The organism is Acinetobacter sp. COS3 (genome assembly GCF_000475335.1).
GTDB classification, from domain to species: domain Bacteria; phylum Pseudomonadota; class Gammaproteobacteria; order Pseudomonadales; family Moraxellaceae; genus Acinetobacter; species Acinetobacter venetianus.
The window spans coordinates 1-11,702 of sequence record NZ_AXCD01000003.1 but is presented as its reverse complement, the minus strand read 5'-3'; the positions used below and the strand labels follow the sequence as shown (position 1 = coordinate 11,702).

Here is an 11,702-nt window from a genome sequence, read left to right as displayed (position 1 = left end):
ATTAAAATATGAAAGAATAGATTACTCAATGTCACGGATTTCATTTTTATGCTCGACCAAATAATTGGCTTAACCATGAGAATAAAGCGTTCAAGAACTCTGAAATGATATTCTTAGGATTCTGATCAGGCTGCGTAGCAGAACCTTTCATATCCAAATCCACGATCACGGGGTCATGGTCAGATGAACGATATGGATCAGCAGAGTAGAATAGTTCCTTTTGCTCCTCTGTCTTATATTCTTCGTTGTAATCAAGGACTGTTGGCTCGTCGGCATTGATATGCCAAGCAAAAGCTTTTACAACATGTTTGTACAGTTCAGAATCTGCAATCGCATGATCAAGGTTGCCTGCACCACCATAACCTTCTGCATTACTTGAAACACCGAATACATAGCTATAGGCGTTTGCACCCTCTCCCACTTTTGCGTCGTTTAACAGAACTTTATAATTTGCTTTTTCAAAGGTCAAAATTGGATCTTCTTTGGCATAGCTATTCATGTCTCCGAGCAGCAAAATGTTCGGGTTTTTAACTTGAGTCGGATTCTTAGCAATCCATTGTGTTAATTGTTCAACTGCTTTCACACGAGTAGGATTCCAACAACCTTGTCCATCATTTTGATCTGCATCCAAAGATGTTGTATCAACACCTGAACAGCCTTTTGATTTTAAGTGATTCGGAATCACTGTAAAAATTTTCCCACCTTGAACTGGCTGGAAAGATTGTGCGATTGTGCTACGGTTTTTATCACCTAAATCTAGTACTGCTGCTTTATTGACGGGTTTAACGCGTTTACTGTTATAGATAATCGCGACTGCAATCACGTCTGTACCTAATTTATCTTGTCGCTCAGGAATAACATACTTCCAATCATTGCCTAATGCTTTCGTTAAATAGGCGACTGCACTGTCACTTCCATAGCCATTGTTTGCAATTTCCATGAGTCCATAAACATCAGCATCAATTGTTTTTAGTGCACTCACAATTTTACGATGTTGCTTATCAAACTCAGCTTGGCTTGTCGCACCGCGCTCAGTTGGGAAACCATTTTTAGCATTGTCATAATTCAAGACATTGAAAGCAGCTGCACGGATATATTGGCTTTGTTTTGCTGCAATTGTTTGACGTGGATTGGTATTTGCAACCAACTCTGGCAAATTACGTCCAACTACAGGCTGTACGCGCCAGTTATTAAATCGATATTCTAGAATCCCTTCAGCATTTTTAAGTTGATAGCCTGAACGTAATGTATTCAATGCACTAAAGTTTTGTGGCAACCAAGGCGTTCTATTCTGATTGTTATAACCATCATCAAAAATGATTTTTGAAAGTAAGTTTTGTTGTGCTAACGCTTTTGCTTCATTTGATAATGCTGGATAGAGATTAGTTGGAATAAATAAACGCCCTAAACTCAACGATAACTCGCCATAACGACCAAAATTATAATTTTCACTGACTGTTAACGTTTGAGGAAGTTTAACCAACATCCCTTGATAGCGTTTTGCTGAATTTTCTGAACTATCACTTAAACTTGAAAATGGCAGATTGATTGCCAGTGGTTGTACTTGATCAGCCATATTCAGATTACAGGTTTGAATATCTTGTTGTAGTTGATCAATTTGCAATTGATTTTGATAACTGGTGAGACGACCTTTTAAGATCACTTCTTCACCTACTTGCCCACCTTTTATCGCACTGCTCGCTGGGATATATACAAAAATCGCATTGCTCACATTTGCCTTAGCTTTGCTATCTGCAGTTTGAACATAAAAACCTGAGAAACCATTGCTATAACGATAATCCGCGGTAATGATGCCTCGAATCGTATAAGTTTGATTTTGTGTTGCTTGAGCTAAATCTGCAATTGGCGTATCTCTACTGCTACATGAAACAGTTTCTGTCGTTGGTGGTGTCGTCGTTGATCCAGTTAAATTTGAGAAATCATTGCGATCAGTCCAAGCTTGCCAAGATTGATCTAAATCAAAAGGACTTGTTGGATCAACACTCAAAACAGGATTTTCTGTTTGAATACGCTTAAAACTATTCGCAATACTATAGACAGTTGTCCCCCAACCTGAAGTTGGACGTTCACCGATACGACCAAAACGATCTACAGGCGTACCACGATAAACCAAGACAATCGCATCATCACCATTGAATGACAAACCTGCAACTTGATTTACCTTACTGCCAAGCTGTGCTTGTAATTCAGAACGACCAATTAAATATTTTTGCTTGCTCGCTAAAGTCCCCTGCAACTGGAATGTTGCAGTTTTGGCTGTTCCACCATTGTTGAATTGTTGGATTTCATAATCAGCCAAATTCACAGTTGTTCCGTCAGGGTTATAGATTTCTAAACCCTTACGATTACTACTGCCATCTACATATTGGCTAAACATAAGTTGTGCATGTGCAACTGAAAATATAGATGATGCACCTAATAGGCTTAAACACATTGCGATCGAGTGAAATTTAAATGTTTTCATAGCTTTTTTACTTTATGTTCAAATCGACAATAGGCTATGCAATTACTGTGACATCCACATGAAGTTTTCTTTACAACTTTTAAGCAATTTTAGAAATTTTCTCTTAAATAAAATGCCTTAAAAATTTGACTTGATCCCCTGAACACTTAAAATACGGCCTTTCTATATTTATATCTCCAGAATCATGTCAAACGATCAGTTAGAAACGCAAATTACGGAACTCGACAATTTACCTGAGCACCGTGAGATTGTGACGTTTATGCGTCGTTCAGCTCCGCTCAATACTTCGCAACGTACTGCTTTAGAAGATTATCGTGATTTAATTTTGGAATACCCTGTTGGTGATTTACGTCAACATTTTGAGCATCCTGAACGTCCTTTGACCGTTGAAATTGGTTTTGGTATGGGCCGTTCTTTGGTATTAATGGCCAAAGCAAATCCTGAGCGCAATTTTGTCGGGATTGAAGTTCATGTTCCTGGTATCGCACAGTGTGTCTATGAAGCTGGTATGGCTGGCTTAAAGAACTTATTTGTATTGGATGCCGATGCAATCCAAGTATTACGTGAAATGCCAGACAACAGCATTAACTGCGTACAGCTTTATTTCCCAGACCCATGGCAGAAGAAGCGTCACTTTAAACGTCGTTTCGTAATCCATGAGCGTATGCAACTGGTTGAACAGAAGCTTGAATTGGGTGGTACTTTCCATTCAGCAACTGACTGGGAACCGTATGCAGAGTGGATGCTTGATATCTTAGACAATCGTCCAGATATGGAAAATCTAGCAGGTAAAGGCAATAGCTATCCTCGTCCAGAATGGCGCCCAGTGACCAAATTCGAACGTCGTGGTCTTGAATCAGGTCACAAGATTAATGATTTTATCTTTAAGAAGATTAAATAAGTTGGTTTAGTTTTCTGAGGAAGCCACTAATTGTTTAGTGGCTTTTTACTTCTTCTCATTTATTTATAGATTTTATATGACTCAATCAGTTCTTTCATCTACTAGTGGCTGAGGATCATATTTTAAAAATTCAGTATAATTATGAACATCATCATAGATACGATTAGTTTCTTTATCTTCGTATGGCTTCAGATGATTCTTATTAATTTCTGCATTTAAAGCATCAATATCATTAATACCTAATATTTTATAAATTCGTTCTGATTCCTCTGCATACCCTCTAAATTGTTTCTTAACGCTATAACCGATAGAAAAAACTATTATAAATGACCCTATCAAGCCAGAAAGGAATAAAAACATTTTAAATTCAAAAAAGAATAAAACCAAAGTTGTAAAAATATTAATTCCTAAAAACAGATATAATGCATTACGATTATGAGTCTTGTCAGATATTTCTACTGTATGCCCAAAAGGTGCTACCATTCCTAATAGTTTAGTGTTTTTATTCATAATTGCTAAAACATTAAAATTCTGTTTAACCTCTTCATCATAAACCACATAGACATACTCTCCTTCTTGAAAAAAGACACCTGTAAATGCTGCATAAAACTCAATATCATCAATATAAAAATGAAAATAATAGCCAGGTAAACCATTTACCCCAGCTAAAGTTGCTGCTGCACCCATTCCTCCAGAGTCAGCAAACATTGACACTGTGGCAGTTGCTTGCGATCTCAGCTTTGGTAATTTACTAACAATTGCATCAACACATTGGAGATTTTGGACTTTACCGTAGATGACTTTCATCAGTTCTTAAATCTACTAGTGGCTGAGGATCATAATCTAAAAACTGTGTATAATTATAGACATCGTCATACATGCGGTTATTTGGGTCTATATAAGCCTGCATGCCTGTTTTTTCCAAGGCGGTTAAATCTGTAACACCTAATATTTTATAAATTCGTTCTGATTCTTCTGCATAGCCTCTGAATTGTTTTTTGATACCATAAGCAATAAATAAAGGTAAAACAAATGAGAATATGATTGCATAGATATAGAGATATATAGATTCAAAAATGTCATGCATATTAGTAGCAAAATACGCCATTATACTGCAACTACCAATAGCCATTACTCCTCCCATAATTAAAGCTGTTTTATTATGCGCTTTATCCGACATTGCTACTGTATGACCGAATGGAACAGCCATACCTAACAAGTTTTTATTCTTGTTCATAACCGCTAAAACATTAAAGTTCTCTTTAACCTCCTCATCATAAACAACATACACATCTTCTCCCTCGTGGAAAAAGACGCCTGTAAAGGCTGCATAAAACTCAATATTATCAATATAGAAATGAATATAGTAACCAGGAAACCCATTCACCCCAGCTAAAGTTGCTGCTGCACCCATTCCACCAGATTCAGCAAACATCGACACTAAAGCTGTTGCTGCTGCTTGCGATCTCAACTTGGGAAGTTCACCAACTATTGCATCAACACATTGGAGTTGTTGGACTTTACCGTAGATGACTTTCATCAGTTTTTATATCTACAAGTGGCTGAGGATCATAGTTTAAAAATTCAGTATAATTATGAACATCATCATAGATTCGATTATTTTCTTTATCTTCGTATGGCTTCAGATGATTCTTATTAATTTCTGCATTTAAAGCATCAATATCATTAATACCTAGTATTTTATAAATTCGTTCCGATTCCTCTGCATATTCTCTAAATTGTTTTTTAACGCTATGTCCAATTAACAAAATCATAACTAAAGAAATTATAATAGTAATTGTATATATATAGATTTCTCTTGCTCCTAGGAAAAAGAATACAATTGACATTCCTATTGCAGTAATCCCTCCCATCATTAATGCATTCTTATTATGGGCTTTATCTGACATTTCGGTAGTATGCCCAAAAGGAACGACCATACCTAACAGATGATTATTCTTATTCATAATCGCTAAGACATTAAAATTCTGTTTAATATCTTCGTCATAAACCACATAGATATCTTCTCCCTCTTGGAAAAAGATGCCTGTAAATGCCGCATAAAACTCAACATCATCAATATAGAAATGAATATAGTAACCTGGAAATCCATTTACCCCAGCTAAAGTTGCTGCTGCACCCATTCCTCCAGATTCAGCAAACATTGACACTAACGCTGTGGCAGTTGCTTGCGATCTCAGCTTTGGTAATTCACCAACAATTGCATCAACACATTGGAGTCGTTGGGCTTTACCGTAGATGGCTTTCATCAGATCTTACATCTACTAATGGCTGAGGATCGTAATCTAAAAACTGGGTGTAATTATAAACATCATCATACATACGGTTATTTGGGTCTATATAAGCCTGCATGCCTGTTTTTTCCAAGGCGGTTAAATCTGTAACACCTAATATTTTGTAAATCCGTTCTGATTCTTCTGCATAGCCTCTGAATTGTTTTTTGATACTCAATCCAATTAAAGAGATCATAATTAAACCAGAAAAAATTAAAAATAAATAAAATAATATATCTCGTGCACCAGTAAAAAATGCTATTAATGAAACAATTAATGTACTTCCAATTGCCATAAAAATTGTATTTCTATTATGGGTCTTATCCGACACTGATACAGTATGCCCAAATGGAATAGCCATACCTAGCAAGTGATTGTTTTTGTTCATAATCGCTAAGACATTAAAGTTCTGTTTAACCTCTTCATCATAGACAACATAAATATCTTCACCCTCTTGAAAAAAGACTCCTGTAAAGGCTGCATAAAACTCAATATCATCAATATAAAAATGAAAATAATAGCCAGGTAAACCATTTACCCCAGCTAAAGTTGCTGCTGCCCCCATTCCTCCAGAGTCAGCAAACATTGATACTAAAGCTGTTGCAGTTGCTTGCGATCTCAGTTTTGGAAGTTGTCCAACAATTGCATCAACACATTGGAGTTTTTGGACTTTACCGTAGATGACTTTCATCAGTTCTAACATCTACTAGTGGCTGAGGGTCATAATCTAAAAACTGTGTATAATTATAAACATCGTCATACATACGGTTATTTGGGTCTATATAAGCCTGCATGCCTGTTTTTTCCAAGGCGGTTAAATCTGTGACACCTAATATTTTATAAATTCGTTCAGACTCTTTTGCATAACCTCTGAATTGTTTTTTGACGCTTTCACCTATTAACCAAAACATCCCCCCCCCGCCAACAATGCCAACTACTGCATAAAAAATATAAAAATCAAAAGATTGAATCCCAAAAAATAAAGAACCTAATATCGGAAAGCCTATAATACTGCCTATAGCCATAAATAAAGTATTTTTATTGTGAGCCCTATCTGACATTGAAATGGTATGTCCAAATGGAACAGCCACACCTAACAAGTGATTGTTTTTGTTCATAATTGCTAAAACATTAAAATTCTGTTTAACCTCTTCATCATAAACCACATAGACATCCTCTCCTTCTTGAAAAAAGACACCTGTAAATGCTGCATAAAACTCAATGTCATCAATATTAAAATGAAGATAATAACCCGGTAAACCATTTACACCTGCCAATGTTGCTGCAGCTCCCATCCCTCCAGATTCAGCAAACATTGATACTAAAGCTGTTGCGGTTGCTTGTGATCTCAGTTTGGGTAGTTGTCCAACAATTGCATCAACAAATTGGAGCTCTCTTACTTTTCCATATTTCACTTTCATGCTTATACACCAACAACTTCTACAAATGCCTGATTAAAGACTTCTAGCTCTTTTGCCTCGTTGACAAAGTTCACTTCATCATTTCCAAAGGCAGATTTTTTACACCAACTCTCTAATGCATTATCTGCAAAATAAGCTTTATAAATAATCTCAATTGCCGTTAAACCTAAAATAACTAGATTTAATCGTGCTAACCAAACCACACTGCCTAAAAAAGCAAGAACACGATAAACTTGAGTGCGAATCAGCATTCCTGAAAAACGTATTAAGGCAGGACGTTTGGCTGCCGTTCCAACATTTTGTAAAAAATCAATCGAAATTTTGGTAAAACCTAAAGCCAAACCTGTATAAGCAATACCACGAGACATATAGATCAAAGATAAAAATTTGTCTTTAGAATAATTATCCACCATTTGCTTAAAATCATATGCTGCAAACAATGCACTACCAACAATTGCAAAACTATTAGCAGCGAACTTAATCAAGTTATGTGAAGCACTTTTAGTTGTTGCAGTAACAACTCCAACCAATTCCAGACTGGCTGTGATTAAGCCACATGCTCCTCCCCATATTTGCAGCTTCTGATCTAAAGTTGTCATTGGTTTGCTGAGCTGGAACATTAAATTAATTGCTTCGAGTGCCATGACAAAAGAAGCAACCCGTGCAGTACCTTTGTTTTTGCTGTCATTTAAAATTGAATCTAAAGTTGCATTGCTGACTTTCGGATCTCGCCGCTGCGGATCTAGTCCCGGGGTTGCAAACAACATCAGTGAATGCAAATTTACACCTTTACTAAATACACCCGTACGAGCGTATAAAAAGCAGCAAATTTGCGTGGCAATTAAACGATCGAGACTGGTACTTCTGGCTTTTTGTGCTGCTACACGAATAAACTCTGCGCTCCAACGCCCTACACGACCCACAAAAGTCTTATCAAAATCGGGCATATAATGCTTATTAGCACTATTTGATGCCCATTCATCCCATGCGGCATCTAGGGCAGCAATGGTAACTATTAACTGCTTATAGGTGCCCTGAGTGGTTGTCCAGTCGGTATAATTTACAACCGATGCGAAGAAGGTTTGTGTACCCTCATTATAATAATCAATAGCAGATTTCTGGTTATAAAGAACAGCTCGCATAAACACATTATCAGAATCGACTTTACGCTTGGTAATCCAACCATCCATCTGAGCTGCACCGGCCTTTGTTACGCCTGTACCAGCAACAGCCTGCATCATGTATTCATAAAAAACAAAGCCACTTATTTTATCTTCTGGATCAAAGGCGTGTAACTCTTGTACTAATTGAGACGATTTCAGCCAAATCAAATGATCAGCACCCACCACATTTGCGTTGTCCATTCCACTTTTAGTCTTTGTAGCAACATTCGATTTAAATGTCTGCATCTCATCATATTTGACTAAAGGCTTATATTTATTCTCCCACTGATTCATTGCAAAAGCGGTATTGCTTTCAATCTTTGCCTTTTCCAGTGCTTTTGCCTTGTGTTGAGCGATTTCCTTTTGCTGTTCATAAGCCTGTTTGGCAGAGCTTGGTGGGGTCATACCATATTGTGCAAAATAATCCTTACGCGCTTTTTCAGTAATTTTATACTGTTCTGGATTTTTTCTTTTCATCTCCTCCATGACTCTATTATGCAACTGAAAATTACGTTCACTATAAGGCTGGTTCAACTGGGCTTCGATTGATTTCATATCAACATTTTTAGTGTGTTCTGCCCAATTTTTTGCACTTTGTAAGGCTTTAGTTTTTAAGCCTTCTTCAATCGACTCAACCAAAGGTATGCTATTAAAGCGCTGCTGATTACTAATACCATCTTTATAGGTATTCATAAATTTTGTTAATTCAATAAATTGATCATTTCTTCTTTCATTTAAATCAATTGCAATTCCTAAGGCATCATATAGAGCCACTCCACATACCGCTTTAGGAAACTGGGCAAATTTACCTGAAATTTTTTGCTTTCTGGTTTGATTTGTCTTACCAAATTTCGCAAAATTAGGTGTAGGAACATGACGATCAAAAATTTGCTGGTTATAACAAAAGTTTGATTTTTGCCCTCCTCGCCAAGCATTTAAATCAATCTTCTGCCATTTCTTTTCATTGGCATAACTAACACGATTTGCTTGATAGAGTTTTAATCTTGCTTGTGTAAGAAATCCCTTTGAAAATAGAAGATAAGCTGTTTTTGCCTTTGACTTCTGAAAAGGCGCAAGACAAATCATTGAGCTATTTGCAAAGTGTTTTTCATTGGTACAAGCATATGGTGTTGGTACACAATTCGGGTCAAAAATATTCTTGAGCTTTGCTAGAAATCCTTCTTCATTGACACGATAGCCTAACCATCTGGTTGCTCCATTCTCATACTCAACAAAGGCATATAAATAACCTGTATTTAAATATTTTAATGTGTACTTCGAATAAGCAATGGACTTATCACCCACATAACTATTTAACTGTGCAGGTAGAGAAACCGCTTGCATATCTGCTTTCTTAGCGATGGCATAGCGTGTAGGAAATAGAAAAAAACTATCATCTTCTGCATGACAAAATGGGCAATCCTTTTTTTGCTCATTTACCCCTTCTGAAGAAAGCTGTTTTACTGCAATTGCTTTGGGTGCGCCTTTAGATTGATTGGCAGGTAATTCAGCTTTCTTTTGTTCAATCTTGGCTAAATCGTATTTTTTAAGATTCTGCCCCCAAGAAACAGTTTTATTTGCTTGATTGTTTTGTGCATTCTGTAAATAAGGGGGAAGCTTTTTTGTTGAATTTTTATTATCCATTTACACGATCTCTTTCTAAAACATTGGCTTGCAAAGTTGAATCTGTATTGAGCTTTTCAAGCATTTGCTCATAATCTTCTCTATGCCATAAAGTTTTAATTTCTGCATGCTCAGTCAAAGTTGAACCGACTTTATAGAACCAATATACAAGCTCACTCATCACATTAAACTCAACATTCGCTGAATTACCTTTAATCAAAATCAAGTGTTCATAGGTCAACATAGGGTCGATTTGATTTGACGGAATATTCTTATTAACTAGATATTTATTCATGCTGTTCACGTCTTCACACATCATTAAAAAATCAATTACCTGTTTTGGAAAAATATTATTAAATTTAAACGTATAGGCTACAGGTACTTTGGTGAAAATTCCCTTAGGGTGGAGGTACTCCCAAATTTTATAATCCGCCAAATAATGATGATAAAGAACCTCTGGCGCCATATTTTGAAAAACATACTGAACCCGAGGATCATACCAACGTAGAACAAAGGCTTGAGCAGAGCCTTCTGACTTAGCAATTAAATTTTTTTGAAATCTAGTTTTTAAATTATCTAAAGAATGTTCGCTGCAACCCCAACCACAAATAATCTGGCGTGTGGATGTATAAGTCAGTTGTTCTAACAATATTTCGACAATCTTAGGTGCATATTTATAGAATTTAATATCATTTTTAAGCCTTAGCAGAGCAAGAGGCTGTTTTGCCCCCCGTGTAATCGGCTTAGCGATAAAAACTTTTTCTACCGAAATAAGGGGATCAAAATCATCAATAATTTCACTAAACAAATCAGGTTCAACAGTCCGATCTATAATGAAATCAATAACTCGATTCTCTTTATAAATTTGTGCAAATCTAGATAGCAAAAAATTTTCATCAATTGCTTCAATTTGTGTATTTAATTTAAATAAATTTGACATTTTATATCTCAACCAATGCAGCACCATTGGTTGCAGCAGAGTGCTGCTTCGCAGAACAGTCTGGTAAATCAATCGCAGGTACACTCACAGATGCAGCTCCCATAAACAAATGCTGCCCGGCCTTCACCTCAAACTTGCTACCTGTGATCGGGAAAATACCTGAACCATTCAGCTTAATCTGTGAGCCTCCAGCAGTAATCACAATCTCTTTGGGGCTAGTAATTTCAATACGGTCTTCGGTAGAAATAATCTGGATGCCTTGTTTGGCTAATAGGTCCATTCCATCAGCCTGTGCCAACATCTCAAACTTACCTTTAGCAGCGACCTGCTTAATCCCACTCTGTGCAGCAAACAGGCTCGCTTTACCACTGACATGAGCAATCAAGTTCTTTTGCGTACTTAGATTGATACTGTCGCCCGCAAAATGGTTGATTTGCCCATCTGCTGATAAATGAATATCTTCATTGGTACTTAGACCAATACCTGCTGGCGAACTCAATAACAGCATCGCCTTGTTAAACTTGGCAATATCAGACTCAATTTCATCAGCAAATGCTTTAAGTTGCTCAATTGACTCAATCTCATCCGTCTGTTGGTTCTTCGCAACTTCACTGAGCGCTTTGGCATTGCTTTGGTTACCTTCAAACTGTTGCTTAGCTGGCTGTGCATCAAGATGTTCACCTTCAGCTTGTTCTTGAGAATGAGTGGTGATGAGTAAGCCTTCACCTGCTCGTACTGCACCCCATTGGTCAGTGCGCAGTTCAAATCCCTCTCCACGGTCTTCACTCTCTGCTTGGTCTTTGGGATAGCTGAGTTTACCGAGATTGAGTTGACTGGCGGCATGACTGCTTTGCAGTTGGGCACTGATCTGACCT

10 protein-coding genes are annotated in these 11,702 nt (G+C 37.0%); 1 reads left to right on the top strand and 9 read right to left on the bottom strand.

Annotated elements, in window-relative coordinates:
* Positions 1-46: 46 nt before the first annotated feature.
* Positions 47-2,485 carry an ExeM/NucH family extracellular endonuclease gene (locus tag IO68_RS18480; protein ID WP_031234647.1) on the bottom strand — a complete coding sequence of 813 codons (2,439 nt, stop codon included), beginning with the start codon at positions 2,483-2,485 and terminating at the stop codon, positions 47-49.
* Between the two features lie 184 nt (positions 2,486-2,669).
* On the opposite strand from IO68_RS18480, the gene trmB reads away from it, so the two are divergent.
* Positions 2,670-3,386: a tRNA (guanosine(46)-N7)-methyltransferase TrmB gene (trmB, locus tag IO68_RS18475; protein ID WP_004654068.1), complete on the top strand. Its 717-nt coding sequence runs from the start codon at positions 2,670-2,672 to the stop codon at positions 3,384-3,386.
* A gap of 81 nt (positions 3,387-3,467) precedes the next feature.
* Here the strand turns inward: trmB and IO68_RS18470 are convergent, their stop codons facing one another.
* From IO68_RS18470 to IO68_RS18435, 8 genes are all read right to left on the bottom strand, one after another.
* On the bottom strand, positions 3,468-4,193 hold the full coding sequence (locus tag IO68_RS18470; RefSeq protein WP_023012479.1) for a putative type VI secretion system effector: 726 nt from the start codon (positions 4,191-4,193) through the stop codon (positions 3,468-3,470).
* Positions 4,174-4,926: a putative type VI secretion system effector gene (locus IO68_RS34100; protein ID WP_023012478.1), complete on the bottom strand. Its 753-nt coding sequence runs from the start codon at positions 4,924-4,926 to the stop codon at positions 4,174-4,176. Before IO68_RS34100 ends, IO68_RS18470 begins: the two co-directional genes overlap by 20 nt.
* Positions 4,907-5,656 carry a putative type VI secretion system effector gene (locus IO68_RS18460; protein WP_023012477.1) on the bottom strand — a complete coding sequence of 250 codons (750 nt, stop codon included), beginning with the start codon at positions 5,654-5,656 and terminating at the stop codon, positions 4,907-4,909. Before IO68_RS18460 ends, IO68_RS34100 begins: the two co-directional genes overlap by 20 nt.
* Positions 5,637-6,371 (bottom strand): putative type VI secretion system effector, encoded by a 735-nt coding sequence (locus IO68_RS34095; RefSeq protein ID WP_023012476.1) that lies wholly within the window; start codon positions 6,369-6,371, stop codon positions 5,637-5,639. The genes IO68_RS18460 and IO68_RS34095 overlap by 20 nt, the downstream gene beginning before the upstream one ends.
* Positions 6,352-7,101, bottom strand: a complete 750-nt coding sequence (locus IO68_RS18450) for a putative type VI secretion system effector (protein WP_023012475.1) — start codon at positions 7,099-7,101, stop codon at positions 6,352-6,354. Before IO68_RS18450 ends, IO68_RS34095 begins: the two co-directional genes overlap by 20 nt.
* Before the next feature lie 2 nt (positions 7,102-7,103).
* The gene (locus IO68_RS18445; RefSeq protein WP_023012474.1) at positions 7,104-9,908 is read right to left on the bottom strand and encodes a T6SS effector BTH_I2691 family protein; all 2,805 of its coding nucleotides are present in this window, start codon (positions 9,906-9,908) and stop codon (positions 7,104-7,106) included.
* Entirely contained in the window at positions 9,901-10,827 is a 927-nt protein-coding gene (locus tag IO68_RS18440; RefSeq protein ID WP_023012473.1) for a hypothetical protein, read from the bottom strand. Before IO68_RS18440 ends, IO68_RS18445 begins: the two co-directional genes overlap by 8 nt.
* A gap of 1 nt (position 10,828) precedes the next feature.
* On the bottom strand, positions 10,829-11,702 hold an 874-nt coding region (locus IO68_RS18435), incomplete at its 5' end, for a type VI secretion system Vgr family protein (RefSeq protein WP_023012472.1).